The organism is Pantoea sp. Cr_R13 (genome assembly GCF_029222565.1).
Classification (GTDB): Bacteria; Pseudomonadota; Gammaproteobacteria; order Enterobacterales; family Enterobacteriaceae; genus Pantoea; species Pantoea eucalypti.
Genome location: NZ_JARHXL010000018.1, coordinates 97,243 through 124,154 on the forward strand (window position 1 = coordinate 97,243; position 26,912 = coordinate 124,154).

Annotated in this window: 24 protein-coding genes; 2 read left to right on the forward strand and 22 right to left on the reverse strand. The window is 55.0% G+C overall.

What is annotated here, in order from left to right; genetic code table 11:
• The first annotated feature begins 4 nt into the window (after positions 1–4).
• On the forward strand, positions 5–748 hold the full coding sequence (gene zapD / locus P2R09_RS17415) for a cell division protein ZapD (protein ID WP_275771561.1): 744 nt from the start codon (positions 5–7) through the stop codon (positions 746–748).
• Positions 749–756: 8 nt separating this feature from the next.
• A complete protein-coding gene (gene yacG / locus P2R09_RS17420; protein WP_003854728.1) occupies positions 757–954 on the forward strand; it encodes a DNA gyrase inhibitor YacG in 198 nt (65 codons plus the stop codon).
• A gap of 30 nt (positions 955–984) precedes the next feature.
• Here yacG and mutT read toward each other — a convergent pair whose 3' ends face one another.
• The 22 genes from mutT to ilvI form a co-directional block, all read right to left on the reverse strand.
• Complete coding sequence (gene mutT, locus P2R09_RS17425; protein WP_003854730.1) at positions 985–1,380, reverse strand: 8-oxo-dGTP diphosphatase MutT; 396 nt, start codon at positions 1,378–1,380, stop codon at positions 985–987.
• 153 nt (positions 1,381–1,533) lie between these two features.
• The gene (gene secA, locus P2R09_RS17430; protein ID WP_275771566.1) at positions 1,534–4,239 is read right to left on the reverse strand and encodes a preprotein translocase subunit SecA; all 2,706 of its coding nucleotides are present in this window, start codon (positions 4,237–4,239) and stop codon (positions 1,534–1,536) included.
• 74 nt (positions 4,240–4,313) lie between these two features.
• Positions 4,314–4,820, reverse strand: coding sequence for a secA translation cis-regulator SecM (gene secM / locus P2R09_RS17435; RefSeq protein WP_231001620.1), 507 nt, complete (start codon positions 4,818–4,820; stop codon positions 4,314–4,316).
• A gap of 301 nt (positions 4,821–5,121) precedes the next feature.
• Positions 5,122–6,039 carry a UDP-3-O-acyl-N-acetylglucosamine deacetylase gene (gene lpxC / locus P2R09_RS17440; RefSeq protein WP_275771572.1) on the reverse strand — a complete coding sequence of 306 codons (918 nt, stop codon included), beginning with the start codon at positions 6,037–6,039 and terminating at the stop codon, positions 5,122–5,124.
• Positions 6,040–6,140: 101 nt separating this feature from the next.
• On the reverse strand, positions 6,141–7,295 hold the full coding sequence (gene ftsZ / locus P2R09_RS17445) for a cell division protein FtsZ (RefSeq protein ID WP_003854738.1): 1,155 nt from the start codon (positions 7,293–7,295) through the stop codon (positions 6,141–6,143).
• A 71-nt stretch (positions 7,296–7,366) separates the two neighbouring features.
• Positions 7,367–8,623, reverse strand: a complete 1,257-nt coding sequence (gene ftsA / locus P2R09_RS17450) for a cell division protein FtsA (RefSeq protein WP_003854739.1) — start codon at positions 8,621–8,623, stop codon at positions 7,367–7,369.
• Positions 8,620–9,459, reverse strand: a complete 840-nt coding sequence (gene ftsQ, locus P2R09_RS17455) for a cell division protein FtsQ (RefSeq protein WP_003854740.1) — start codon at positions 9,457–9,459, stop codon at positions 8,620–8,622. The genes ftsA and ftsQ overlap by 4 nt, the downstream gene beginning before the upstream one ends.
• Before the next feature lies 1 nt (position 9,460).
• Positions 9,461–10,381: a D-alanine--D-alanine ligase gene (locus P2R09_RS17460; RefSeq protein WP_275771578.1), complete on the reverse strand. Its 921-nt coding sequence runs from the start codon at positions 10,379–10,381 to the stop codon at positions 9,461–9,463.
• Positions 10,371–11,849 carry a UDP-N-acetylmuramate--L-alanine ligase gene (gene murC, locus P2R09_RS17465; protein ID WP_003854744.1) on the reverse strand — a complete coding sequence of 493 codons (1,479 nt, stop codon included), beginning with the start codon at positions 11,847–11,849 and terminating at the stop codon, positions 10,371–10,373. Before murC ends, P2R09_RS17460 begins: the two co-directional genes overlap by 11 nt.
• 70 nt (positions 11,850–11,919) lie before the next feature.
• Complete coding sequence (gene murG, locus P2R09_RS17470) at positions 11,920–12,978, reverse strand: undecaprenyldiphospho-muramoylpentapeptide beta-N-acetylglucosaminyltransferase (protein ID WP_003854746.1); 1,059 nt, start codon at positions 12,976–12,978, stop codon at positions 11,920–11,922.
• The gene (gene ftsW / locus P2R09_RS17475) at positions 12,975–14,189 is read right to left on the reverse strand and encodes a cell division protein FtsW (protein ID WP_003854750.1); all 1,215 of its coding nucleotides are present in this window, start codon (positions 14,187–14,189) and stop codon (positions 12,975–12,977) included. Before ftsW ends, murG begins: the two co-directional genes overlap by 4 nt.
• Positions 14,189–15,505, reverse strand: coding sequence for a UDP-N-acetylmuramoyl-L-alanine--D-glutamate ligase (gene murD / locus P2R09_RS17480; RefSeq protein WP_003854752.1), 1,317 nt, complete (start codon positions 15,503–15,505; stop codon positions 14,189–14,191). The genes ftsW and murD overlap by 1 nt, the downstream gene beginning before the upstream one ends.
• A 2-nt stretch (positions 15,506–15,507) precedes the next feature.
• Positions 15,508–16,590, reverse strand: a complete 1,083-nt coding sequence (mraY, locus tag P2R09_RS17485; protein WP_003854755.1) for a phospho-N-acetylmuramoyl-pentapeptide-transferase — start codon at positions 16,588–16,590, stop codon at positions 15,508–15,510.
• A complete protein-coding gene (gene murF / locus P2R09_RS17490) occupies positions 16,584–17,942 on the reverse strand; it encodes a UDP-N-acetylmuramoyl-tripeptide--D-alanyl-D-alanine ligase (RefSeq protein ID WP_275771586.1) in 1,359 nt (452 codons plus the stop codon). The genes mraY and murF overlap by 7 nt, the downstream gene beginning before the upstream one ends.
• The gene (gene murE / locus P2R09_RS17495) at positions 17,939–19,426 is read right to left on the reverse strand and encodes a UDP-N-acetylmuramoyl-L-alanyl-D-glutamate--2,6-diaminopimelate ligase (RefSeq protein WP_275771588.1); all 1,488 of its coding nucleotides are present in this window, start codon (positions 19,424–19,426) and stop codon (positions 17,939–17,941) included. The genes murF and murE overlap by 4 nt, the downstream gene beginning before the upstream one ends.
• Complete coding sequence (locus P2R09_RS17500) at positions 19,413–21,179, reverse strand: peptidoglycan glycosyltransferase FtsI (protein ID WP_003854762.1); 1,767 nt, start codon at positions 21,177–21,179, stop codon at positions 19,413–19,415. The genes murE and P2R09_RS17500 overlap by 14 nt, the downstream gene beginning before the upstream one ends.
• 16 nt (positions 21,180–21,195) lie before the next feature.
• A complete protein-coding gene (gene ftsL / locus P2R09_RS17505; protein ID WP_003854764.1) occupies positions 21,196–21,516 on the reverse strand; it encodes a cell division protein FtsL in 321 nt (106 codons plus the stop codon).
• Positions 21,513–22,454, reverse strand: a complete 942-nt coding sequence (gene rsmH / locus P2R09_RS17510) for a 16S rRNA (cytosine(1402)-N(4))-methyltransferase RsmH (RefSeq protein ID WP_003854766.1) — start codon at positions 22,452–22,454, stop codon at positions 21,513–21,515. The genes ftsL and rsmH overlap by 4 nt, the downstream gene beginning before the upstream one ends.
• A gap of 2 nt (positions 22,455–22,456) precedes the next feature.
• The gene (gene mraZ, locus P2R09_RS17515) at positions 22,457–22,915 is read right to left on the reverse strand and encodes a division/cell wall cluster transcriptional repressor MraZ (protein ID WP_003854767.1); all 459 of its coding nucleotides are present in this window, start codon (positions 22,913–22,915) and stop codon (positions 22,457–22,459) included.
• 489 nt (positions 22,916–23,404) lie between these two features.
• A complete protein-coding gene (cra, locus tag P2R09_RS17520) occupies positions 23,405–24,415 on the reverse strand; it encodes a catabolite repressor/activator (protein WP_003854769.1) in 1,011 nt (336 codons plus the stop codon).
• 196 nt (positions 24,416–24,611) lie between these two features.
• Positions 24,612–25,103 (reverse strand): acetolactate synthase small subunit, encoded by a 492-nt coding sequence (gene ilvN, locus P2R09_RS17525; RefSeq protein ID WP_003854770.1) that lies wholly within the window; start codon positions 25,101–25,103, stop codon positions 24,612–24,614.
• A gap of 2 nt (positions 25,104–25,105) precedes the next feature.
• Positions 25,106–26,830 (reverse strand): acetolactate synthase 3 large subunit, encoded by a 1,725-nt coding sequence (ilvI, locus tag P2R09_RS17530; RefSeq protein ID WP_110411654.1) that lies wholly within the window; start codon positions 26,828–26,830, stop codon positions 25,106–25,108.
• Positions 26,831–26,912 lie beyond the last annotated feature (82 nt).

Consider the following 26,912-nt stretch of genomic DNA (forward strand, 5'->3'; position numbering starts at 1 on the left):
TACCATGAGTACACCAGTTCTGTTTGAACACCCACTGAATGAAAAAATGCGAACCTGGCTGCGGGTTGAATTTTTGATTAATCAGTTAGATGAAACCACGCCACTGGATAAAACCGTTAATGCGCTGACCTTTTTTCGCCTGATTGGCGAGTTGCTCGACATTTTCGAGCGCGGCGATATGCGGACTGAACTGTTGAAAGAGCTGGAGCGTCAGCAGCAAAAATTACGTGCCTGGGCTGATGTGCCGGGTGTCGACATGACGCTGGTAAATGCTCTGCACGATAAACTTAAAATTCAGTCAACGCAGTTGATGAATGCCCCGCGTATGGGACAGCAACTCCGCGAAGATCGTCTGATTGCCCTGGTGCGCCAGCGACTCAGCATTCCCGGCGGATGCTGCAGCTTTGATTTGCCAGGCCTGCACATCTGGCTCCATCTGCCGCAGGAAACACGCGATGCGCAGGTCGAAGCCTGGATGCAGACGCTCGCGCCCCTGCACCATGCGCTGGCGATGGTACTGGATCTGATCCGCCAGTCCGGCGCATTCCATATGCAGACCAGTCTGAACGGTTTTTATCAGGATAATGCCGAGGGTGCCGATCTGCTGCGATTGCAGTTATCGCTGGACGATGCCCTCTATCCACAGGTGTCCGGACATAAAAGCCGCTACGCCATTCGTTTTATGCCATTTGATAGTGAGCGCGGTGAAGTTCCGGCCCGCCTTAACTTCCAATTGGCCTGTTGTTAGAGGTAAACATGCAGCAAGAAGTCATGACCGTTTCCTGTCCGCAGTGCGGCAAAGATGTCATCTGGGATGAGCTCAGCCCGTGGCGCCCCTTTTGCAGTAAGCGTTGCCAGCTCATCGATTTAGGTGAGTGGGCCGCAGAAGAGAAACGCATTCCCAGCAGCGACGATATGAACGACAGTGACAACTGGAGTGAAGAAGAGCGCTGATAACAGGATGGGGCGCGCTGCCCCATCCACTCAGAGTTCGCCGGCGACCAGACGCGCAATCAGCTGATGATTCGCCGGCGGAAACTCCTCCGCGACCAGCGCATGCTGATCAACCCAGCGCTGCGGTTGTCCCTCTTTACCCCACGGCTCCCCTTTCCACCCTTCAACCAGAAAGAAGTGCAGCGTTACGCGCAGATCGTCATAGCTGTGATCTGCATGACCAATTGGGCGAGCCTCGGTGACATCGATCCCGGTTTCTTCCTGGAGCTCCCTTATGAGTCCCTGTTCAGCGCTTTCGCCCGCTTCAATCTTACCGCCAGGAAACTCCCACTTATTTGCCATGTAAGAGGTCGATGCGCGCTGGGCAAGGAAAATCTGTTTATTGGCATTGCGAATGATGCCAACTGCAACCTGCAGGTGCTTCATGAAGACTATCCGGTAGTAATGGTGAATGAAGGCTGATTTTAGAGCATGCCGTAACGGAAGTTAACCGCTTTAGCTCAGCATGGGCATAGTCATCGTGGTGGCAAAGGCCATAAAAAAAGGAGCCAGCGGCTCCTTTTTTATCAGCATTTAGCCTCAGGCGATACGGCCATGACACTGCTTATACTTTTTACCGGAACCACATGGGCAGGGATCGTTTCGGCCCACTTTGCGTTCTCCACTTTGCTCAGCCACAGGCTCAGCTGCCAGCAGATCTTCTTCCACATGGCTCAGCTGCTGTTGCTGTGCCAGACGTTCAGCTTCTTCGCGACGCTGTTGCTCCATCGCTTCAACTTCTTCTGGCATGCGCACCTGAACTTTGCTCAGCGTACTGATCACTTCATACTTCAGTGATTCAAGCATTGCGGCGAACATGGCAAAGGATTCACGCTTGTACTCCTGCTTTGGATCTTTCTGCGCATAGCCGCGCAGATGGATACCCTGGCGCAGATAGTCCATCGCTGCCAGATGCTCTTTCCACAGAGAGTCCAGCGTCTGCAGCATCACGCCTTTTTCGAAGTTGCGCATCATTTCCGCGCCGACGATCTCTTCTTTCTCTGCGTAGCTTTCCATAGCATGGGCCATGATGCGTTCACGCAGCACTTCTTCATGCAGATCGGGCTCTTTGTCCAGCCACTCTGCAATCGGCAGGTTAAGATCGAAGTCAGTGCGCAGACGCTCTTCCAGACCAGGCACGTCCCACATTTCTTCCAGCGACTGTGGCGGAATGTAGGTATCGATAGTGGCTTTGTAGACATCGTGGCGAATGCTGTTAATGGTTTCGCTCACATCAGACACATCCAGCAGCTCATTACGCTGACTGTAGATCGCACGACGCTGGTCGTTAGCCACATCATCATATTCCAGCAGCTGCTTACGGATATCGAAGTTGCGGCTTTCCACTTTACGCTGCGCGTTGGCAATCGCTTTAGTCACCCAAGGGTGCTCAATCGCTTCGCCAGGCTTCATGCCCAGTTTACGCATCATATTTGACACGCGGTCTGAGGCGAAAATACGCATCAGCGCATCTTCCATCGACAGATAGAAGCGTGAAGAACCGGCGTCACCCTGACGACCTGCACGACCACGCAGCTGGTTATCGATACGACGGGATTCGTGACGCTCGGTACCGACGATGTGCAAACCACCTGACGCCAGCACCGCGTCATGACGAATCTGCCATGCCGCTTTAATCTCTTCGATTTGCGCTTCGGTTGGCTCTTCCAGTTCGGCCACTTCAGCGTGCCAGCTACCGCCCAGCATAATGTCCGTACCACGTCCGGCCATGTTGGTCGCGATAGTGACCGCACCTGGTTGACCAGCCTGCGCCACGATGTCCGCTTCACGGGCGTGGAATTTGGCGTTCAGGACGTTATGTTTGATACCGGCGCGGGTCAGTTCATTAGAGACCACTTCTGATTTTTCAATCGAGATGGTGCCCACCAGTACCGGCTGTCCATTGGCTGTACGCTCACGGATATCTTCGATAATCGCATCGATCTTCTCTTTCTCGGTCATGTAGACCAGGTCAGCCAGATCTTTACGCACCATCGGACGGTTAGTCGGCACGACAATGGTGTCGAGCTTGTAAATAGAGCTGAATTCGAACGCTTCGGTATCAGCAGTACCGGTCATACCGGCCAGCTTTTCGTAAATACGGAAGTAGTTCTGGAAGGTAATAGAAGCCAGCGTCTGGTTCTCGTTCTGGATCTCTACGCCTTCTTTCGCTTCAATCGCCTGATGCAGACCATCTGACCAGCGACGACCCTGCATGGTACGGCCGGTGTGTTCATCAACAATCACCACTTCGCCATCTTTCACGATGTAATCAACATCGCGGGTAAAGAGTGCATGCGCGCGCAGTGCCGCAGTGACGTGGTGCATCAGCATGATGTTGGTCGGCGAGTAGAGTGACTCGCCCGCTTCCATGATGCCCTGGCTGACCAGCAGCTCTTCCACTTTCACCAGACCGCGTTCAGACATATGAGCCTGACGCGCTTTCTCATCGACCCAGAAGTCGCCTTCACCCTGATGGGTTTCGGTATCTTCTTTATCCTGGCGAACCAGATGAGGGATGATCTTGTTCACTTTGGTGTAGAGATCAGAACTGTCTTCTGCCGGACCGGAGATGATCAGCGGTGTACGCGCTTCATCGATCAGGATGGAGTCGACCTCATCCACCAGCGCATAGTGCAGTTTACGCTGTACGCGCTCTTCCGGACTGAACGCCATGTTGTCGCGCAGGTAGTCGAAGCCATACTCGTTGTTGGTGCCGTAGGTAATGTCTGCTGCATAAGCTTCACGCTTCGCCACAGCCGGCAGGCCCGACATGTTGATACCAATCGTCAGACCCAGGAACTCAAACAGTGGTCGGTTGTTTTCCGCATCACGCTGTGCCAGATAGTCGTTGACGGTCACCACGTGAACGCCTTTGCCAGACAGCGCATTCAGGTAGGCTGGCAGCGTTGCAGTAAGGGTTTTACCTTCACCGGTACGCATCTCAGCGATGCAACGGTCGTTCAGCACCATGCCGCCGATCAGCTGCACATCAAAGTGACGCATACCGAACACACGTTTACTCGCTTCACGCACGGTCGCGAACGCTTCCGGGATCAGACTTTCCAGCGATTCGCCTTTTTTCAGACGCTCGCGGAACAGGTCGGTTTTAGCTTTCAGTTCATCATCAGAGAGCTTCTCAAAATCAGGCTCCATCTTATTGATGACATCTACCACCTTGCGCATACGACGCAGCGTACGATCGTTACTGCTACCAAAAACCTTGGTTAATATTTTGCTAAACATAATAAATATATTCTCAATTCAGCCGGAATATTCCGGACTGCGAAATCTAAACAGAGTGAGTAAAACCAATACTATTAGCAGAACAATCGGGCGGGTCCGGCGCGGATGCCATGCACACTGGCATGCCATTCTACCCATGAACGGGTAACGGCCATGAAGAGAGGCGGTGTTGCCATCTGCTGCGGTACGGTATGCAGCGCAGAGTGCGATGTCAGTAAATTATGCAGTGAGTCAATAAGCGCCAGCTTTTGGGCCGCCAGCGGTAACTGCTGTTGTTCCGCCTGCGCCTGGGGGGCAAGCGTGAAAGAAAGGTGACGAATAACGGTGCGGATGGCGTGCTGATGCCAGTAATCCACGCTGAAGCTCGGACGCCGTGACGCTTCCTGGAGCCGGATTAAATGATCAAAGCGTGTGGCATTGCCAAGAAAGAGGCTGCTGGCTGGCGATTCAGAGGACGCGTTGGGTTCGGCGCTTTGCGCACAGGCTGGCAGGCCAAAGCTGGCCGCTACCATCCCTAACAGGAGATGAGGCCAGAAATAGCGTCTACCTAATTGTCGCCAGCGCTGAAGAATCCCGATCACAACCTTTCCATCGCGCACGCTCTGTTGCGCTCTTGTTTTCGTGTACCCGCCGCGAGCCGCAACGGATTTCGGCCTGTAAAAGCGCCACAGATAGTAACATTAATGTGGGGCATCCACACCTGGGATTAAAGTGGCGGTGTGAGAAAACGCGTGTGATTGTTCAGCAATTCAGCAGAACAGACAATGTGTTGCGAGCGACGTCGCAGTCGTCAGGAGTTTGACAGAAGGCCATAAAAAAACGGCTGGCGCCGCTGACCGGAGAGGGTGTCAGCATAACCAGCCGTTTCACGTTCTGGGGTAGTTAAGCCAGAACCAGATTCGGTGCTTTGAATGCCACTGGCAGTTCAGCTTCGTCTTCGAAGGTTGCCCATTCCCAGGCTTCCTGCTTAGCCAGAACCGCTTGCAGCAACTTGTTGTTCAGCGCGTGACCCGATTTAAACGCAGAGAATGCGCCAATGATGTTGTGGCCACACATAAACAAGTCGCCAATCGCGTCCAGCATTTTGTGACGAACAAACTCGTCCTCAAAACGCAGACCTTCTTCATTCAGTACGCGGAAATCATCCAGACCTATCGCACAATCTAAGCTACCGCCCAGGCACAGGCCTTTAGACTGCAGATATTCGATTTCACGCATAAAGCCAAATGTACGCGCCCGGCTGATTTGACGAACAAAGGCGTCAGCAGAGAAGTTCATCGCATAGCGCTGTGAGCTGGAGTCGATAGCCGGGTGTTTGAAGTCGATGGTGAAATCAAGCGAGAAACCGTTGTACGGTTTGATCTCGGCCCATTTATCACCCTCTTCCACACGCACGGTCTGCTTAACACGCACAAATTTCTTCGCGCTGTTGAGCTGCTCGATACCCGCATCCATCAGCAGATAGATAAACGGTGCTGCGCTGCCATCCATGATCGGGATTTCCGGCGCATCGACTTCAACAATAATGTTGTCGATACCCAGACCCGCCAGGGCGGCATTGAGGTGTTCAACCGTTGAAATACGCACGCCTTCATCATTCACCAGGCAGGTACTCAGCATGGTGTCGCGCACGTATTTTGCATCAGCCGGAAAATCTACCGGTGGATTCAAGTCGGTGCGACGATAGATGACCCCGGTATTAGCCGACGCAGGGCGTAATGTCAGTGTGACTTTTCTGCCGGTATGTAAACCGACACCCGTCGCCTGAACAATACGTTTTAATGTCCTTTGTTTGATCATCGCATTATCTCGCAGTATCACCTTTCCGACCGCCAGTATACTTTACCAGCGGACAGACACTTTAGCACAAAGAGCGGATAATCCCAATTATAGGGTTAATCCTAATCGGCCTGCTTACGTAAAAAGGCCGGAATATCAAGATAGTCAGGCTCTTTGTTCGACTGCGCAGCCTGGTCATTAACGACTTTGGCAGCAGGTTTTTGCTCCTGCGGCAGCGGTGACATACCGTGCTGCTGATAGCGATGGTCCATCACTGGCTGACTGGCTGGCTTGTTGGTGACCAGCGTGATTTCCGGACGCTTGTCCATGCCGATGCCGGTTGCCACGACAGTGACGCGCAGTTCGTCATTCATTTCCGGATCCAGAGAGGTACCGATTACAACGGTTGCGTTGTCAGAGGCGAAGGCGCGGATAGTGTTACCCACGGTCTCAAACTCATCCAGACGCAGGTCGAAGCCCGCAGTAATGTTGACCAGCACGCCACGGGCGCCTGACAGATCAATATCTTCCAGCAGTGGGCTGGAGATCGCCATTTCAGCCGCTTCTTCCGCACGATCTTCACCGCACGCAACGCCTGAACCCATCATGGCATAGCCCATTTCGGACATCACTGTACGCACGTCAGCAAAGTCGACGTTCATCAGGCCCGGACGGGTGATCAGCTCGGCAATACCCTGGACTGCGCCTTTCAGCACGTCGTTAGCAGCGCCAAATGCATCCAGCAGGGAAATACCACGGCCCAGCACTTTCAGCAGCTTGTCGTTGGGAATGGTGATCAGTGAATCGACGTGCTTAGAAAGTTCAGCGATCCCCTGCTCAGCAAACGCCATGCGCTTTTTGCCTTCGAAGTTGAACGGCTTGGTAACAACGGCCACCGTCAGGATACCGAGATCCTTAGCCACTTCAGCAACTACAGGGGCTGCACCGGTACCGGTACCGCCGCCCATGCCTGCTGCGATGAAGACCATGTCTGCCCCTTCCAGCGCAGCCCGCAGTGCTTCGCGATCTTCTTCTGCTGAGTTACGGCCTACTTCCGGATTCGCACCCGCACCCAGACCTTTGGTAATGTTATTACCGATCTGAATGGTCTGGCCGACAGCTGTTTTACGCAGCGCTTGCGCGTCGGTATTCACAGCAAAGAATTCCACACCTTCGATACGTTCGCGTACCATGTGCTCTACGGCGTTACCGCCGCCGCCACCGACGCCGATGACTTTAATCACCGCGTCGTTGGTTAATTCCATAGGTTCAAACATGATTTCTCTCCGTTATGTGCCTGTCGCCTGGAGATCACTAAAGAAAACAGCATGATCCCCTTTCACAAAAATTAAAACTCTTTTTTTAACCAACTGTTAATACGCTTGAACCAGTTACCTACTGAGACCCGTTTTTCGGTCTCTGCATCACCGTTCATGTGCGACTCTTTGCCGTAATGCAACAGTCCCACGGCAGTGGAGTAGTACGATTCCTGCGCATAGTCAGTCAGGCCGGTAATATTCAGCGGCTGTCCGATACGCACCTGCGTATGGAATACGCGTTGCGCACAGGCCGCCAGTCCTTCAATTTGCGCTGCACCACCGGTCAGGACAATGCCTGCGGCTAAGTGATGCTTTACGCCCTGCTGACGCAGTTGTTCCTGTAACTGCAGAATCTCGTCATTGACCAGATTCAAAAGTTCGGTATAACGCGGCTCAATTACTTCCGCCAGCGTCTGACGTTGCAGGCTACGTGGTGGACGTCCGCCCACGCTCGGAACCTCAACGTTCTCATCTTTGCCGACAATCGAGCCCAGCGCGCAACCATGACGCACTTTGATCGCTTCAGCATCCGTTGGCGGTGTGCCAAACGCATAGGCGATATCGCTGGTGACGACGTTGCCTGCATACGGAATAACCTTAGTGTGCCGTAAAGCGCCGCCGGTATATACGGCTATGTCCATTGTACCGCCACCAATATCGACAACACACACGCCCAGCTCACGTTCGTCTTCAGTCAAAACGGCAAAACTGGAGGCGAGACCGGCAAAAATCAGCTGATCCACTTTCAGTCCGCAACGCTCAACGGCTTTAACGATGTTCTTCGCCATGTCGTTGTGGCAGGTGATCAGGTGCACTTTCGCCTGCATACGCACGCCAGAAAGCCCAACCGGATTCTTGATCCCTTCCTGATAGTCGATGGCGTATTCCTGAGGAATAACGTGCAGGATGCGATGCTCGTCGCGCACTCTCACCGATTTAGCGGTATGTACGACATTCTCTACATCATCCTGAGTCACTTCCTCTTCTGAAATCGGAACCATCCCGATTTCGTTCTGACAACTGATATGTTTGCCCGATAAAGCAAGGTAGACGGAGGAGATCTGGCAATCCGCCATCAGCTCAGCCTGATCGATGGCGCGCTGAACGCATTTCACCACCGACTCAAGATCGTTTACGCCACCTTTATCCATACCACGGGAAGGACAGCTGCCCACCCCAATAATGTTGACCATACCATCGGGCAGAATTTCCCCAACCAGGGCGGCAACTTTCGCAGTGCCGATTTCGAGTCCAACTACCAGTTTTCTGTCCGTTGCCTTGATCATTGTTGTTTAGCCTGTGCCTGGTTCTGTTGCTGATTACTGTCCTGTGGCTCCATCACGACCGGTGTCCAGCCAACAGAAGCGCCCGAGTCATATCGCAAATCCACGTAGCTGATACGTTTGCTCTCGTTCTGACCTTGCTGTTGCAGTACCGGGTAGAGCTCAATAAAGCGATTCAGTCGTTTCATGGTGTCGCTGCGTCCCAGTTCGATACGTACATCATCACTGGTGACCAGCTGCCATGAACGACGGGCCGTCATTGACGCCACCTTCAGGGTAAACTTCCGGGCTTTTAGCACATCATCCATGCTGTGATAGCCTGCCAGGACCTCTTTCTCACTCCCTTCTGGCCCATACAGCATCGGCAGTGTCTCTTTGCCGACATGACTGGCGGGTACGCTGAAGGCGTTACCTTCTGCATCCACCATATGCAAATCGTTCCAGCGCGCCACCGGCGTATACTCCACCAGGTGGATCTTCAGTTCGTCCGGCCACTGCTTACGCACACTGACCTGCTTAATCCACGGCAGCCGCTCAATCTGCTGCTGCAGAATGTCCACATTCTGTGACATAAACGTACCGGGCGGACCCAGCGACAAAATCGCCTGTCGAATATCGTCGTGCGTGGTGTAATGCGTCTGTCCAGTCACCACCAGTTTTGACAACGGCAGCCGGGACGCATCGTTCATCCACTTCAGCACCACCAGCCCGCCGGCAACCATAATCCCGATAACGATCAGCAGGAAAAAAATGCCGAACAGTCGGGCACCGTTACTGCGTCCGGTGCGAATACGCTCCTGCGGTTCACGGTTTCGAACTCTCATCGCCGCCTGTGACATATCAGTCGGCCAACTCCAGAATATGGGCTACCAGCTGCGGGAAGCTCATACCCGCCTGTTTTGCTGCCATAGGGACCAGGCTGTGGCTGGTCATGCCTGGGGAAGTATTGGCTTCCAGTAACTGAAAGCGCCCTTCCCCGTCGGTCATCACATCAACCCGTCCCCAGCCACGACAGCCCAGCGCACGCCAGGCCGCCAGCACCAACTGCTGCAATTCAGCTTCACGTTCAGCACTTAAGTCGGCCGGACAGACGTACTGAGTATCGTCAGAAATGTATTTAGCTTCATAGTCATAGAACTCGCTGGCGCTCTTTATTTCTATTGAGGGCAGGATACGATCGCCCACAATCGCGACGGTATACTCCGCGCCGCTGAGAAACGCCTCGACCAGTACGTCATTGTCGTACTTAAACGCCATCTCCAGTGCCGCTGGCAGCGCGTGCAGATCGTTAACCCGGCTGATGCCCACGCTGGAGCCTTCACAGGCTGGCTTCACAAACAGTGGCAGGCCAAGCGCTGCAATCGCCGCGTTGCTCTCCTCATCCAGCCCGGCCTCAAACTGCTGACGCGTCAGCCAGACAAATTTTCCTGATGGTAAACCACGCCCCTGCCACAGCAGTTTGGTGCGCAACTTATCCATCGTCACCGCCGATGCCATCACGCCGCTGCCGGTGTAAGGCAGTTGCAGGAATTCCAGCACCGCCTGCATCGTGCCATCTTCACCGCCGCGACCATGTAGCGCGATAAAGGCTTTGGTAAAGCCCTGCTCTTTCAGCGTTAATACGGAGACATCGCGGGTATCGATGCCATGTGCATCGATGCCCATTTCCCGCAATCCGGCAATCACTGCCTGACCCGAGTTGAGCGAAACCTCGCGCTCTGCCGAAGTGCCACCCATTAATACTGCAACTTTATCCGCCATGACGATCCTCCGCTTTGCGTTCCGGCTGGAGCTTCGTGTCCGCCAGCTTGCGGGCAACCTTGCCGACGTTCCCGGCACCCTGTACCAGAATCAGGTCATTGCCTGACAGCAGCGGCGCCAGCATTTCCGGCAGTGCGTCATGTTCCGGCACCAGAATCGGATCGACCTTGCCCCTGTTACGAATGGCACGGCAGAGCGAACGACTGTCAGCGCCTGGAATCGCGGTCTCACCAGCGGAGTACACATCCAGCATCAGCAACACATCGACATGCGACAGTACGTTGGCGAAATCATCAAACAGATCGCGGGTACGGCTGTAACGGTGCGGCTGAAACACCATCACCAGCTTTTTATCTGGCCAGCCTGCGCGCGCGGCTTTAATCGTCGCGTCAACTTCGGTTGGGTGATGACCGTAATCATCCACCAGCATCGCGGTGCCTGGTTGTCCATTAACTGGCTCGGTCGGGAATTCACCCAGCAGATCAAAGCGACGGCCTGTGCCCTGGAAGCTCTCCAGCGCGGCCAGAATCGCATTGTCTTCGATGCCTTCTTCACTGGCGACGGCGACAGCGGCTGCCGCGTTCAGGGCATTGTGGCGGCCCGGCGCGTTCAGCGTAATCTGCAGCGGCGCTTTATCCTGACGAATCAGAGTGAAATGCCCCTGCGCGCCACTCTGCTCGTAGTTTTCAATGCGCAGATCCGCATCGTCACTGAAACCGTACGTGGTGATATGACGACCCACGCGAGGAATCAGGTCACGAATAACCGCATCATCCACGCACATCACCGCACGACCGTAAAACGGCAGGTTGTGCAGGAAGTTAATAAAGGTCTGCTTCAGGTTCTCAAAATCGCCCTGATAGGTGTCCATATGGTCAGCTTCAATGTTGGTCACAATCGCCACCATCGGCTGCAGATGCAGAAACGACGCATCGCTCTCATCCGCTTCAGCAATCAGATACCGGCTGTTACCCAGACGGGCATGGGTGCCAGCTGCTTTAACCAGTCCACCGTTAACGAAGGTCGGATCGAGACCCGCTTCCGCATAAATGCTCGACACCATCGCCGTCGTCGTCGTTTTGCCATGGGTCCCAGCAACGGCAATGCCGTGACGGAAACGCATCAGTTCAGCCAGCATCTCCGCCCGACGGATCACCGGAATGCGCTGTTCACGTGCCGCTACCAGTTCAGGGTTATCCTGCGAAACGGCGCTGGAGACCACGACCACGCTGGCATCGGTCACGTTTTCAGGGCGATGGTTAAAATAAATAGTGGCACCCAGCGCAATCAGATTCTGCGTCACCGGGTTAGGGGCCAGATCTGAACCGCTGATATGGTAGCCTTCATTTGCTAACACTTCGGCAATACCGCCCATGCCAGCACCGCCGATGCCGACAAAGTGGATGTGCCGGACGCGACGCATCTCGGGCACGATAGAACGCAGTTTTGCCAATTGTTGTGTATTCATCGCTCTCTGTTACCTGCTATTTCAGTTTGTACCCAGTCCGGGTACAGGTCAGACGCGCTGACCGGAATGATTACTTTGCGGCGCGAGCCACTTCCTGAGCGACTCGTTCAGTCGCATCGGGGATAGCCACCTGACGGGCCTGTTCAGCCATCGTCAGCAGTGTTGCACGATCCCAGTGGCGTAGCAGATCCGCTACAGCCTCCGCAGTAAATTGCGGCTGCTCAAAAATTCTGGCGGCGCCCGCTTTTTCCAGCGGCAGCGCGTTCCAGTACTGCTGGCGATCTTTGTGCTGAAACGGCACAAAAATGGCCGGTAAACCAGCGGCAGCAACTTCGCTCACGGTTAACGCGCCGGAGCGGCATACCACCACATCAGCCCAGGCATAGGCAGCAGCCATATCATCAATAAATTCGGTCACTTTATGCTGCGTCTGACCGACCTGCTGATACGCTTTCTCTGTTTCAGGCAACGCCCCTTTACCGGTCTGATGCCACAGGGTGATCTCATCACCCACCAGCGCCGCAATCTGCGGTAGCGTCTGGTTCAGTATCCGTGCGCCCTGACTTCCACCAATCACCAGCACCCGAATCGGGCCATGGCGATCTGCCAGACGTTGCGCAGGTAAAGGCAGTGCCAGAACATCAGTGCGAACCGGATTTCCTACCACGTCGGCGGCAGGAAACGCGCCCGGAAACGCCTGCAAAACTTTGGTGGCGATCTTCGCCAGCCATTTATTGGTCAGACCGGCAATACCGTTCTGCTCATGCAGCACAACCGGAATACCGCAGCTCCAGGCCGCTAAGCCGCCCGGACCGGAAACGTAGCCGCCCATGCCCAGCACGACATCCGGCTTCCACGCTTTCATGATGCGACGCGCCTGACGCCATGCATTGAAGATGCGCAGCGGTGCCAGCAGCAACGCTTTCATGCCTTTCCCGCGTAGTCCGCTGATGCGGATAAAGTCGATTTCGATGCCGTGCTTCGGCACCAGATCGGCTTCCATACGGTCAGCGGTGCCTAACCAGCGAACCTGCCAGCCCTGTTCCATCAGGTGATGGGCGACAGCCAGACCGGGAAAGACATGTCCGCCTGTTCCGCCTGCCATCACCATCAATCGCTTACCGCTCATCGACCACCCCGGGTAAACGCCTGCGCTTTCGCCAGGCGCGTTTCATAATCTATGCGTAATAAAAAAACGATGGCGGTCGACATAATGATCAGACTCGACCCACCGTAACTGATCAGCGGTAAGGTCAGACCTTTGGTCGGTAACATACCTGCGGCAGCCCCGACGTTAACCAGCGCCTGGAAGCTGAACCAGACACCGATCGAACAGGCTAAAAAGCCGGAAAAACGCTGATCCAGTTCCAGCGCACGACGGCCAATCGACATCGCACGAAAAGCGACGAAGAATACCATTAAAAGTGCCAATACCACACCGACGTAGCCGAGTTCTTCCCCGATGATGGCGAAAATAAAGTCGGTATGAGCTTCCGGCAGATATTCCAGCTTTTGCACAGAGTTACCGAGCCCCTGCCCCCAGAATTCACCGCGACCAAATGCCATCAGCGACTGAGTCAGCTGGTAGCCGCTACCAAAGGGATCTTCCCACGGATTCCAGAACGACGTCACACGGCGCATACGATAGGGTTCTGCAATGATCAGCAGAATTACCGCAAAGATGCCGGAGCCGATAATTGCCATGAACTGCCACAGCTTGGCACCGGCCAGGAACAGCATTGCCAGCGTAGTCACAAACAACACAACCACCGTACCGAGGTCCGGCTGTGCCAGCAGTAACACGGCCAGCACGACCATCACGCCCATCGGCTTACAGAAGCCCCAGAAGTTGTTACGCACCTCTTCCACTTTGCGCACCAGATAACTGGCGAGATAACAGAACAAAGAGAGCTTCGACAACTCAGCCGGCTGGATACGCAGTGGACCCAGTGCGATCCAGCGCGATGCACCGTTAACCGAACTACCAACCACCAGAACAATCAGCAGCATTGCCACCGTGACCATCAGCATCACATTGCTGTAGCGCTGCCAGAAATCCATCGGCACCCGCAACGTGACCAGTGCCATACCTAATGCCAGCACGATGTAGAAGGCATCACGCTTGGCGAAGTAAAAGAGATCGTCATTCAGACGCTGACCCACCGGCATTGACGCCGACGTCACCATCACAAAACCAATCACCGCCAGGCCCAGCGTGAGCCATAGCAGTGTGCGGTCATAAAGCACCAGCGAAGAGTCATCACTTTCACGTGCGCCCATGACCCAATCTTTCAGGCGTCCTGAGAAATATCCCGCCAGTCCGGCACCAGGAATACGCATCAGCTCAGCTCCTTCGCCAGTTGCGCGAACTGCTCACCGCGCTGCTCAAAGTTACGGAACTGGTCAAGGCTGGCGCAGGCCGGCGACAGCAGAACCATATCGCCTGCGTTAACCTGCGGCGCGATCTGCTCCATCGCCTGCCGCATGGTTTCTGTGCGCACGGCGATATCAGGACGCAGCGCGGCCAGCGCATCACCGTCGCGGCCAAAGCAGTAAAGACGCACGTTGTCGCCCTGCAACCAAGGGATCAGCGGCGTAAAATCGGCAGACTTACCATCACCGCCCATCAGCAGCCACAGCGTTCCCTGAACCTGCAGGCCATTGAGCGCCGCTTCGGTGCTGCCGACGTTGGTCGCTTTGGAGTCATTGATCCAGCGCACGCCCTGATGTTCATGGACCAGCTGGAAACGATGCGCCAGACCGTTAAAGTGCGTTAAGGCCGCCAGGCTTGAAGCGCGTGGCAGACCGACCGCATCGGCCAGCGCCAGTGCCGCCAGCGCGTTGGTGTAGTTGTGCTGTCCCACCATCTTCATTTCAGCGGTGTTCAGGACTTTCTCGCCCTTCACCCGCAGCCAGATGCTGCCTTGCTGCTTATTCAGGTGATAGTCACCAAAATCGACACCAAAGCTGACACAGCGGGTATCTGCGCCGCGGACCGGCATTGTCAGTGCGTCATCGGCGTTAACGATGCAGATCTGTGCATTCTCATAAACCCGCAGCTTGGCGGCGCGATACTGCTGCATACCCAGCGGATAGCGATCCATATGATCTTCACTGACGTTGAGCACGGTTGCCGCAGCCGCTTTCAGACTGTAAGTGGTCTCAAGCTGGAAGCTGGAAAGTTCCAGTACATAAAGTTGCGCGGGTGATTGCAGCAGACTCAGTGCGGGCAGACCGATATTGCCGCCAACGCCCACCTGCCAGCCCGCGGCTTTCGCCATTTCACCCACCAGCGTTGTAACAGTGCTTTTACCGTTGGAACCGGTGATCGCCACGATAGGTGCCTGTGCCTCGCGGCAGAACAGCTCAATATCACCGACGATTTCGATTCCGGCTTCGACGGCTTCGCTAAGAATCGGATGCGCCAGCGCGACGCCAGGGCTGGCAACAATCAGATCGGCCGCCAGCAGCCAGTCACCGTTGATGCCTCCCAGGTGACGTTCAACCTGCCCGGGCAATTTATCCAGCCCCGGCGGCGAGACACGGGTGTCCATCACGCGAGGCGTTACGCCCTGCGCTAAAAAGAAATCAACACAGGAGAGCCCGGTAAGGCCCAGCCCGATAATGACAACTTTTCTACCCCGATAGTCAGCCATGATTAACGCACCTTCAGCGTGGCCAGGCCAATCAGCACCAGCATTAGCGAAATAATCCAGAAGCGCACAATGACGCGCGGTTCCGGCCAACCCTTAAGTTCATAGTGGTGATGGATCGGCGCCATGCGGAAAATACGTTGGCCGCGCAGCTTAAACGATCCCACCTGCAGGATTACCGACAGCGTTTCAACCACAAACACGCCACCCATAATCACCAGTAAAAATTCCTGACGCAGCAACACGGCGATGGTTCCCAGCGCGCCGCCCAGCGCCAGTGAGCCGACATCCCCCATAAAGACCTGAGCCGGATAGGTGTTGAACCACAGGAAGCCCAGCCCTGCCCCGACGATGGCGGTACAGACAATCACCAGCTCACCGGCGTGACGCAGATAAGGAATATGAAGATATTCAGCAAACTTCACGTTACCGGTGGCCCAGGCAACCAGCGCAAAGCCTGCGGCGACAAAGACGGTGGGCATAATCGCCAGACCATCCAGGCCATCGGTCAGATTGACCGCGTTACCCGTTCCGACAATCACAAAGTAGGCCAGCAGCACATAAAACAGGCCTAACTGCGGCATGATGTCTTTGAAAAAGGGCACCACAAGTTGGGTCGCCGGAGTGTCTTTACCTGCTGCATAAAGCCCGAACGCGACGCCCAGAGAAATCACCGACATCCAGAAATATTTCCAGCGGGCAATCAGACCCTTAGTATCTTTGCGCACCACTTTGCGGTAGTCATCGACAAAGCCGATGATGCCAAAGCCGATTAGCACGAACAGCACGCACCAGACATAGGGATTCGACGGATATGCCCACATCAGCACCGAAATGGTGATGGAGGTCAGAATCATAATCCCGCCCATTGTGGGCGTTCCGCGCTTACTGAAATGCGATTCCGGGCCATCGTTACGGACAACCTGACCAATCTGTAATTTCTGCAGCCACGCAATCAGGCGCGGCCCCATCCAGAGAGAGATAAAGAGTGCTGTCAGCAGGCTGACAATGGCGCGAAACGTCAGATAGGAAAAGACGTTGAAGCCCGAATAAAAAGCGACCAGATGCTCGGCCAGCCAAACTAACATGTTCCTTTCTCCTTTAAGCTCTGTACTACCTGCTCCATGGCGGCACTACGCGAGCCTTTTATCAGGACGGTAATTTCTGAGTGTTCGGACAACAATTGACGCAAACGTTCAGTCAGCGCTGTCTTATCGCTGAAATGTTCGCCAGCTTTGCTGTTTTCACTAATAAAATGGCTGAATTTTCCGCAGCTCAGTACGCGATCAATACCTGCATCACGTGCCGCATCCCCGATTTCGCGGTGGCATTTTTCGGTCTCATCACCCAGTTCCGCCATATCGCCGGCGACCAGCACCCGGTAGCCCGGCATCTCTGACAGGACCTGGACGGCGGCGGTCATCGATCCGACGTTCGCGTTATAACTGTCATCCAGCAGCAGCTGATGCGCAGAGAGGCGCACCGGGAACAGGCGACCTGGCACCGACTGCAGGTTTTTCAGCCCCTGCTGAACGGCGCTAAGCGGGGCATCCACTGACAGGGCCAGAGCCGCCGCAGCCAGTGCGTTGGCAATGTTATGCCGACCCGGCAACGGCAGCACAATCTCAGCCTCGCCACGCGGTGTCTTCATCACAAAATGGGTGCCGTCCTGCGCAATGCGGATATCACGGGCAGAGAAATCACACGCTGCCGCCTGCGGCGAGAAGCGCCACACGGTTTTGTCCTGCAGCGTGGTCTGCCAGTTAGGCCAGTCGTTGCTCTCCTCGTTGAGAATCGCAATGCCATTCGCCGGTAAGCCCTGAAATATCTCGCCCTTGGCTTTAGCGACACCCGCCAGCGAACCAAAGCCTTCCAGATGGGCCGCTGCCAGGTTATTCACCAGCGCGCTTTCCGGTTTAACCAGGTCGGTAGTGTAGGCAATTTCGCCCTGATGATTAGCGCCAAGCTCAATAACCGCATACTGATGTTCTGCGGTCAGACGCAGCAGCGTCATCGGCACGCCATAATCGTTGTTGAGATTGCCTGCGGTGTAGAGCGTCTCACCGCACTCACGCAGAATCGCTGCCGTCATCTCTTTAACTGACGTTTTGCCGGACGAGCCGGTCAGCGCTACGACGCGGGCAGTGGACTGCTGACGAACCCAGGCACCCAGTCGGCCAAAAGCAAGTCGGGTATCTTCCACGACGACCTGAGGCACAGAGACATGTAAATGCTTACTTACCAGTAACGCCTGTGCACCACGAGCAATGGCCTCTTCAGCGAAGTCATGGGCATCAAAACGTTCGCCCACCAGCGCGACAAACAGGCTGCCTGCTGTCACTTTGCGGGTATCCGTCGTTACGTCATTCAGGGTTAAATCACTGCCGTGCAGCGTTCCGCCGGTGATCTCCGCAAGCGTTTTTAATGAAACCGGAATCATGCTGCGCCTCCCAGCAGTGCCGCGACCGTGGCACGATCGGAGTAGTCGAGACGGCGATTGCCGATGATCTGATAATCTTCGTGGCCTTTACCGGCCACCAGCACGATATCGTCAGGCTGTGCCTGCATGATGGTGTTAGTGACGGCCTGCGCACGGCCAGACACCACGCGGGCGCGGCCCGGATCCAGCAAACCGGTCAGAATATCGTTAACAATCGCCTGCGGATCTTCGCTGCGCGGATTGTCGTCGGTAATTACCACCACATCGGCATATTGTTCAGCAATCGCGCCCATTAATGGTCGTTTGCCTTTATCACGATCGCCACCGCAGCCAAACAGACACCACAGTTTGCCTTTGCAGTGCAGGCGGGCTGCTTCCAGCGCTTTTTCCAGCGCATCCGGCGTATGGGCATAATCCACCACGACCGTCGGTTTTCTTGCAGCGCTGAACACTTCCATACGCCCGTTGACCGGCTGCAACTGCGGTGCAACGTTGATCAGCGTCGCCAGCGGATAATCCAGTGACAGCAGCGTCGCCAGCGCCAGCATCAGATTGCTGACGTTGAACGCGCCCATTAATGGACTGTTGATTTCTCCGTTGCCCCAGCTGGAGCTGAAACGGATGTGTGCGCCGTTATCGTGGTACTCCACCGCATCGGCTTTCAGCCAGCGTCCATGGCAGCCCGGCTGGAGGTTACCCTCCATCGTGACGGCAACGGCGTCCGGTAAGCGCGCCAGCCAGCGACGACCGACTTCATCATCGGCGTTAAGAATTGCCTGCCCGACCTGATGCTCAGAAAACAGCAGCCATTTGGCTGACTCGTAGCTCTGCATATCACCGTGATAATCGAGGTGATCGCGGCTGAGATTGGTAAAGACCGCTGCGGCAAACGGCAGCGCCGCGACGCGATGCTGAACCAGTCCGTGTGACGAGACTTCCATTGCGGTCAGGGTCGCCCCTTTTTCCGCCAGATCGTTCAGCAGATGCTGAACATCAACTGCTGAGCCGGTGGTATTTTCTGCCGCGGACAAGTGACCCACCAGCCCATTCCCGACGGTGCCCATAACCGCGCTGGTTTCACCCAGCAGCGTTGCCCACTGCGCCAGCAACTGGGTCGTGGTGGTTTTACCATTTGTACCCGTAACGCCAATCAGCGTCTGCTTCTCACCCGGCTGCTGATAAAAACGGCCTGCTAAGGCTGAAAGACGCTGAGGCAATTGGGCCAGATAGATAACCGGTACGCCGTGCATTTCACGGATTTCGCCGTCGGCGGCTTCGCCTTCAGCTTCGGCCACCACGGCGGCGACGCCCTGAGCAATCGCCTGCGGGATAAAGCGGCGTCCATCGACCTGATGGCCTGCAACAGCGACAAACAGATCGCCAGAAGCCGCAATGCGGCTATCCAGGGTCATGTCGCGCAGTGGGCGCGCCGGCGCGCCTGGCACCCAGGGGCCGAGTAAGTCGCGCAGGTTACGATCTGTCACTTGTTTCCTCACTTCTGTTAGTCACCAACTCATTCTTGTCATTGGTCGGTAACGCGTCCGGCTCAATGTTCATGGTGCGCAGTACGCCGCCCATGATGGCACCGAACACCGGGGCAGAAACCGCACCACCGTAATACTTGCCGGCCTGGGGATCGTTGATCACCACCACCAGCGCGAATCGGGGATGACTGGCAGGCGCAACGCCTGCGGTATAGGCAATGTATTTATTGACGTAGCGTCCGTCCGGCCCGACTTTTTTCGCCGTACCGGTTTTTATCGCGATGCGATAACCCTTGATTGCCGCTTTAACGCCACCGCCACCGGGCAGCGCCACGCTTTCCATCATGTGCATCACAGTTTTCACCAGTGACTCATCGAAAACGCGTTGTCCCGCGACGGGCGGATCCACTTTGGTAATCGACAGCGGACGGTTAATGCCATAGCTGCCAATCGTTGCGTAGACTCGCGCTAACTGTAACGGCGTTACCATTAGCCCGTAGCCGAAAGAGAAGGTGGCCCTCTCTATGTCAGACCACCGTTGTTTTTTAGGGTATAAGCCACTGCTTTCCCCGACCAGCCCCAAATTGGTCGGTTTGCCCAGTCCAAAGCGCGCGTAAGTTTCTACCAGCGCTGAGGAAGGCATCGCTAACGCCAGACGTGAAACACCGACGTTACTCGACTTCTGTAAAACCCCTGTCAGGGTCAATTCGTTGTAGCGCGCCACATCCTTGATCTCATGACCATTGACGCGATATGGCACGGTATTCAGGACGCTGTTCTCTCTGACCACGCCGCGTTGCAGCGCCGCCATGACCACCATCGGCTTCACGGTCGAGCCAGGTTCGAAAATGTCGGTGATGGCGCGGTTACGCATCAGATCTTTCGGCGTGTTGCCAAGATTATTCGGGTTGTAAGCCGGACTGTTGGCCATCGCCAGTACTTCGCCGGTATTCACATCCACCAGAACTGCCGTGCCCGATTCCGCTTTGTTAAAGGCCACGGCGTTATTCAGTTCACGGTAGACCAGCGCCTGTAAGCGCTCATCGATGCTGAGAGTCAGGTTATGCGCGGCCCGGCTGTCCACAGAGGAGATATCTTCGATGACGCGACCGTAGCGATCTTTACGCACCGTCCGCTCGCCCGGCGCACCGGTCAGCCATTTATCAAAACTCTTCTCAATGCCTTCGATGCCCTGCCCGTCGATGTTGGTAAAGCCAATCAGATGAGAGGTAACCTGCCCGGCAGGATAGTAACGGCGCGACTCTTCGCGCAGATGAATACCGGGAAGTTTGAGTTTTTTGACGTAGTCGCCGATGGCCGGATTGACCTGACGCGCCAGATAGACAAAGCGGCCTTTAGGATTGGCATTCACGCGCGCTGCGAGCTGATCAAGGGGGATAGAGAGCGCATCAGAGAGTGCCTTCCAGCGGCTGTCCAGCGTGACGCCGCCACCGGCGTGCAGCTCTTTGGGATCCGCCCAGATGGCATTAACCGGGACACTCACTGCCAGCGGTCGTCCGGCACGATCGCTGATCATCCCGCGCGAGGTTGGCACCGCCTGAACGCGCAGCGAGCGCAGATCGCCCTCTTTGACCAGCTTGCCAGGATTGATCACCTGCAGCCAGGCAACACGTGACAGCAATCCACCCAGCGCCAGTAAAATACAGCCGCACAGCAACGCAAAACGCCAGCTTACAAAGCTGGCTTTATCTTCCGGTTTCTTCAATTTCAGCGTTCTGCCTGTGCCGCTCATTCGCTAACTTAAGTCCTTATTTCTGCACCACGATATTTTCTTGTGAAGGATCAACGTGCTGCAGCTGCAGCTTCTCGGTGGCAATGCGTTCAACACGGCTGTGATCGCCCAGCGCATTCTCTTCCAGAATCAGGTTGCGCCACTCGATATCCAGCGCGTCACGCTCCAGCACCAGCTGTTCACGCTGTGCAGTTAACAGTCGTGTTTTATGCGTGGTGGTGACCACCAGCACGGCAGAGACCACGACAGCGATCAGCAACAGCACCGGAATCTTGCCCTTTCGCAGCAGATCCCCGCCGATAACGGCAGGCAGACTGTGACGCTCGTTACCGATCATGCGTCGGTTTTCTCCGCAATACGTAAAACCGAGCTGCGCGCACGTGGGTTCTCAGAGACTTCAGCGTCACCCGGCGACATTTTGCCGAGCAACTTCAGTTCACGGCCACCCAGGGCTCGCAGCTGATGTTCAGTCATCGGTATTCCGGCCGGCACCTGTGGCCCGCGGCTCTGATCGCGCATAAAGCGCTTAACCAGCCGATCTTCCAGTGAATGGAAGCTGATCACAGAGAGACGGCCCTGCGGTGCGAGTACCTGAACCGCGCCTTTCAGTGCGATATCAATCTCTTCCAGTTCACTGTTAATCCAGATGCGAATCGCCTGGAAGCTGCGTGTAGCCGGATGTTTAAACTTATCTTTCACTGGCATGGCGATGGAGATGACTTCAGCCAGTTCACGGGTGCGGGTCATCGGCTGCTCGCGATTGCGCTCGACAATGGCCCGGGCAATACGTTTAGCGAATCGCTCTTCACCGTAAGTCTTCAGGACGAAAGCGATATCTGCCTCTTCCGCGTGCAGCAACCATTCTGCGGCTGAGTGACCCCGCGACGGGTCCATTCGCATGTCCAGCGGTCCGTCACGCATAAAGGAGAAGCCGCGTTCAGCGTCATCCAGTTGCGGTGATGAAACCCCCAGATCCAGCAAAATTCCGTCAATTTTCCCGACCAGATCCCGTTCAGAAACATACTCTGCCAGCGCAGAAAAAGGGCCATGAATAATTGAAAAACGCGGGTCGGTAATCTCAGCAGCAGCGGCGATAGCTTGCGGATCACGATCGATGGCGATCAGTTTCCCCTTCTCTCCCAGTTGCGAAAGAATCAGGCGTGAGTGGCCACCACGACCAAATGTGCCGTCGATGTAAATACCGTCTTCCCTGATATTGAGGCCGTTAACCGCCTCATCCAACAGCACGGTGGTATGTTTAAAATTTTCCTGCATAGCTATAGCGACAAGTCCTGCAACCGCTCAGATAAAGGTTCCTGAGCCGACTGTTCTGCGTCAATATCGTCCCTGACTTGTTGATACCAGGTCTGTTCATCCCACAGCTCAAACTTATTGAACTGTCCAACCAGCATCACTTCTTTGGTTAATTTTGCGTGCTGCCGAAGCGTATTCGCCAGCAGCAGGCGGCCTGCATTGTCCATCTGACATTCACTGGCATGTCCCAACAGCAAACGCTGCACGCGGCGCTCAAGTGGATTCATACTGGAAAGGCGTGCCAGCTTTTTTTCAATGATTTCCCATTCGGGCAGGGTGTAAAGCAACAGGCATGGCTGGTGGAGGTCGATGGTACAGACCATCTGCCCCTGAGACTCCCCAATCAGCAATTCGCGATATCGCGTGGGTACGGCGAGCCGCCCTTTGCTGTCGAGATTGACTAACGTTGCTCCGCGGAACATGCCAGTCTCTTCTCCTCATCACCCATTTACGCCACTTTATCCCACTTTTTACCACGAAACGAGTTTAAGGATCCCATGAAATCCTTGTCAAGCCGGAGCGGCAGGTGAATATCACTCTTTACAAGGCGCAAAATTAAAGTCTGGCGACGATATAATCGAATAAAAGGAGAAACTTAAAATTAAGCCAATGAATAACTGAATAAAAAAAATGGCTCGGGGAAAAAAGACTAAAAATGAAACAATGTAAAGGGTTAAATATTTATCCTGATTTCTGAGACAGCGGCGGCATTTTAGGGGATTTCTGAATGGAAGCCCAGCGGCTTCAGGGCAGACGGGAAAGAAGGTTTGTTGAAGTTGTAAGCAAATAATAAGTATCGGGCTTTCTGCTTTGTTAGATTTGATGAGCAGAATTTACCCTTTTTTACGTCGACCTGTTTATTTAATCAGTAAATCGCGAAATAAAAGGGGCAGTATAATACTGCCCGTTACTCATTTAACTCTTCGGCTTAATTGTCCGCGACGGTATAAATTACGCCGGATACGGGTTAAGCCTGGTTTTGGTTTTCGGGGTTCGTCCAGTGAGGCTAAAACTAATTCCAGCACGCGCTCTGCCACGTCACGATGACGCTGACCAACGGCCAGGACCGGACACTCAAGAAAGTCCAGTAATTCGTGGTCGCCAAAGGTGGCAATCGCCAGCTCCGTCGGCAGGCGGCCGTTTCGTTTCAGCGTCACATCCATCACACCCTGCAGCAGCCCAAAAGAGGTGGTGAAAAGCGCCTCTGGCATCGGATGATCTTCAAGGTATTTCTCAAACAGTGCAGCAGCAGCGGTGCGTTCAAAGCTGTTGCAGTAGATATAATCAATCGGACGGGGATCGTCTTTCCAGGCATCGCGGAAACCCATTTCGCGCAGGAAGCTCACTGACAGTTCGGGTAACGCACCGAGGAACAGCACATTTTTAACGTCGAGCTGACGCAGTTCAGCAGCCAGTGTCTGTGCATCGTCCTGATCGGCCCCGACGACACTGGTAAAATGTTCACGATCCAGCGCACGGTCCAGCGCAATTATTGGCAGAGAATCGTTGATCCAGCGCTGATAAAAGGGATGCTCTGGCGGTAATGAGGTGGAAACAATTATTGCATCGACCTGGCGCTGCAACAGATGTTCAATACAGCGCATCTCGTTTTCGGGCTGATCTTCAGAACAGGCGATCAGAAGCTGATAGCCACGCTGGCGTGCCTGTCGCTCAAGATAGTTTGCAATACGCGTATAACTGGTATTTTCCAGATCAGGGATCACTAACCCAATGGATCGCGTACGCCCGGCGCGCAGCCCCGCAGCCACCGCATTAGGGTGATAATTATGTTCACGTACCACTGCCATGACTTTTTCAACAGTCTTGTCGCTGACACGATACTGCCGCGCTTTGCCGTTGATCACATAACTGGCCGTGGTGCGCGACACGCCTGCCAAACGCGCAATTTCATCCAGTTTCACGATAACCCCACCATCAAATCCGCTTTTACGGCAGAAATAGCCGCAGTTAAGCTATGGATAACTCATGTCTATCATCTAACAGCAGAAAAGTGCGCGGAGCAACCGCTTTTCTGAATGTAATCCGCCTGGCGCATAAAAAATAAAAAAACCCGGCATTTCGCCGGGTTAGGTGAGGATTGATGATGACGCAGCGTGATTAACGCATGATGCGATCGCCGCGTGAAACGCCAACGATACCGGAGCGCGCCACTTCAACAATTTCAGCGACATCGCGGACGGTACTCAGAAACGCGTCCAGTTTGTCGCTGGTGCCTGCCAGCTGAACCGTGTACAGCGTCGGCGTCACGTCGATGATCTGACCACGGAAGATCTCAGCGTTACGCTTCACCTCTTCGCGACCATAACCACTGGCCTGAATCTTCACCAGCATGATTTCGCGCTCAACATAGGCGCCCTGCCCCAGCTCGGTGACGCGCAGGACATCCACCAGCTTGTGCAGTTGCTTTTCAATCTGCTCCAGTACCTTCTGATCGCCCACCGTCTGAATGGTCATCCGCGACAGTGTCGGATCGTCGGTTGGCGCCACGGTCAGGCTTTCAATGTTATAGCCGCGCTGTGAGAACAGGCCGACGACACGGGATAATGCGCCGGATTCGTTCTCCAGCAGAACTGATAAAATACGACGCATAATTATGTCCTCTCCGTTTTGCTCAACCACATCTCATCCATGCTGCCACCGCGAATCTGCATTGGGTAGACATGTTCGCTACCGTCAACGGTGACATCCACAAAGACCAGACGCCCCTTCGCCAGGGTTTCCAGCGCCAGCGTCAGCTTCTCTTCCAGCTCAGCCGGATGCTCAATCGCGATCCCGACGTGACCGTAGGCTTCCGCCAGACGCACGAAGTCAGGTAGCGACTCCATATAAGACTGGGAGTGGCGACCCGAGTAGATCATATCCTGCCACTGTTTCACCATCCCCAGCACCCGGTTATTCAGGTTCAGTACCAGCACCGGCAGATCGTACTGCAAGGCTGTTGAAAGCTCCTGAATGTTCATCTGGATACTGCCATCGCCCGTTACGCAGATGACGGTCTCTTCCGGCAGCGCCATTTTCACACCCAGCGCCGCGGGCAGGCCAAAGCCCATGGTGCCCAGACCGCCAGAGTTGATCCAGCGGCGTGGTTTATCGAAAGGATAATAGAGTGCAGCAAACATCTGGTGCTGACCTACATCTGACGTGACATAGGCATCGCCTTTAGTCAGACGGCTGATGGTTTCAATCACGGCCTGCGGCTTAATTTTGTCGCTGGTGCGATCAAATTCCAGACAGTGACGACTGCGCCAGCCTTCAATCTCCTGCCACCAGTCGTGCAGGCTTTCAGCACGTGATGGCGTGTCGCTTTGCGTCAGTAACTCCAGCATCTGCTGCAGCACCTGTTTTGCATCGCCGACAATCGGGATATCCGCCGACACCGTTTTGGAAATAGAGGTCGGGTCGATATCGATGTGCATCACCGTGGCATTGGGACAATACTTCGCCAGATTGTTGGTGGTGCGATCATCAAAGCGAACACCGATCCCAAAAATCAGGTCGGTGTTGTGCATCGTCATATTAGCTTCATAGGTGCCGTGCATACCCAGCATGCCGACACACTGACGATGGGTGCCTGGGAATGCGCCCAGGCCCATCAGCGAGGTCGTCACCGGAATATTCAGGCTTTCTGCCAGCTGTAACAGCTCCGCTTCGCAGCCTGCGGTAATGGCACCGCCACCCGCATAGATCACAGGCTTCTTCGCCGCCAGCAATGTTGTCAGCGCGCGCTTAATCTGCCCTTTATGACCCTGAATAGTGGGATTGTAAGAACGCATGCTCACTGACTCCGGCCAGTGATAAGGCAATTTGTTCGCCGGGTTCAGGATATCTTTTGGCAGGTCAATCACCACAGGTCCCGGACGGCCGCTGGAAGCCAGCCAGAATGCCTTTTTCAGCACGGTTGGGATCTCTTCGGTGTTTTTCACCAGGAAGCTGTGCTTCACCACCGGACGAGAGATGCCGACCATGTCGCATTCCTGAAAGGCGTCATAGCCAATCAGCGACGACGGAACCTGACCTGACAGAATCACCAGCGGAATCGAGTCCATATAGGCGGTGGCGATACCGGTAATCGCATTGGTTGCACCAGGTCCGGAGGTGACCAGCACCACGCCGACTTCACCCGTCGCGCGCGCCAGGCCATCAGCCATATGCACCGCACCCTGCTCATGGCGCACCAGAATGTGATCGATACCTCCGACGGTTTGCAGCGCATCATAGATATCTAAGACTGCGCCACCCGGATAACCGAATACCTGCTTAACGCCCTGATCGATTAACGAACGGACGACCATTTCGGCTCCTGACAACATCTCCATCTTCTGCCTCCAGGCTTGCGGACCCGGCTCTGTGAATGCGCCCGTTTATGCGTATCACGTTGCCCCGGTGCCTGCTTTGCCA

Bases quoted from the DNA above. Each gene is read 5' to 3' on its own strand.
- zapD (WP_275771561.1), top strand. From the start codon at position 5: ATGAGTACACCAGTTCTGTTTGAACACCCACTGAATGAAAAAATGCGA.
- yacG (WP_003854728.1), top strand. From the start codon at position 757: ATGCAGCAAGAAGTCATGACCGTTTCCTGTCCGCAGTGCGGCAAAGAT.
- mutT (WP_003854730.1), bottom strand. From the start codon at position 1,380: ATGAAGCACCTGCAGGTTGCAGTTGGCATCATTCGCAATGCCAATAAA.
- secA (WP_275771566.1), bottom strand. From the start codon at position 4,239: ATGTTTAGCAAAATATTAACCAAGGTTTTTGGTAGCAGTAACGATCGT.
- lpxC (WP_275771572.1), bottom strand. From the start codon at position 6,039: ATGATCAAACAAAGGACATTAAAACGTATTGTTCAGGCGACGGGTGTC.
- ftsZ (WP_003854738.1), bottom strand. From the start codon at position 7,295: ATGTTTGAACCTATGGAATTAACCAACGACGCGGTGATTAAAGTCATC.
- ftsA (WP_003854739.1), bottom strand. From the start codon at position 8,623: ATGATCAAGGCAACGGACAGAAAACTGGTAGTTGGACTCGAAATCGGC.
- ftsQ (WP_003854740.1), bottom strand. From the start codon at position 9,459: ATGTCACAGGCGGCGATGAGAGTTCGAAACCGTGAACCGCAGGAGCGT.
- P2R09_RS17460 (WP_275771578.1), bottom strand. From the start codon at position 10,381: ATGGCGGATAAAGTTGCAGTATTAATGGGTGGCACTTCGGCAGAGCGC.
- murC (WP_003854744.1), bottom strand. From the start codon at position 11,849: ATGAATACACAACAATTGGCAAAACTGCGTTCTATCGTGCCCGAGATG.
- murG (WP_003854746.1), bottom strand. From the start codon at position 12,978: ATGAGCGGTAAGCGATTGATGGTGATGGCAGGCGGAACAGGCGGACAT.
- ftsW (WP_003854750.1), bottom strand. From the start codon at position 14,189: ATGCGTATTCCTGGTGCCGGACTGGCGGGATATTTCTCAGGACGCCTG.
- murD (WP_003854752.1), bottom strand. From the start codon at position 15,505: ATGGCTGACTATCGGGGTAGAAAAGTTGTCATTATCGGGCTGGGCCTT.
- mraY (WP_003854755.1), bottom strand. From the start codon at position 16,590: ATGTTAGTTTGGCTGGCCGAGCATCTGGTCGCTTTTTATTCGGGCTTC.
- murF (WP_275771586.1), bottom strand. From the start codon at position 17,942: ATGATTCCGGTTTCATTAAAAACGCTTGCGGAGATCACCGGCGGAACG.
- P2R09_RS17500 (WP_003854762.1), bottom strand. From the start codon at position 21,179: ATGAGCGGCACAGGCAGAACGCTGAAATTGAAGAAACCGGAAGATAAA.
- ftsL (WP_003854764.1), bottom strand. From the start codon at position 21,516: ATGATCGGTAACGAGCGTCACAGTCTGCCTGCCGTTATCGGCGGGGAT.
- rsmH (WP_003854766.1), bottom strand. From the start codon at position 22,454: ATGCAGGAAAATTTTAAACATACCACCGTGCTGTTGGATGAGGCGGTT.
- mraZ (WP_003854767.1), bottom strand. From the start codon at position 22,915: ATGTTCCGCGGAGCAACGTTAGTCAATCTCGACAGCAAAGGGCGGCTC.
- ilvN (WP_003854770.1), bottom strand. From the start codon at position 25,103: ATGCGTCGTATTTTATCAGTTCTGCTGGAGAACGAATCCGGCGCATTA.
- ilvI (WP_110411654.1), bottom strand. From the start codon at position 26,830: ATGGAGATGTTGTCAGGAGCCGAAATGGTCGTCCGTTCGTTAATCGAT.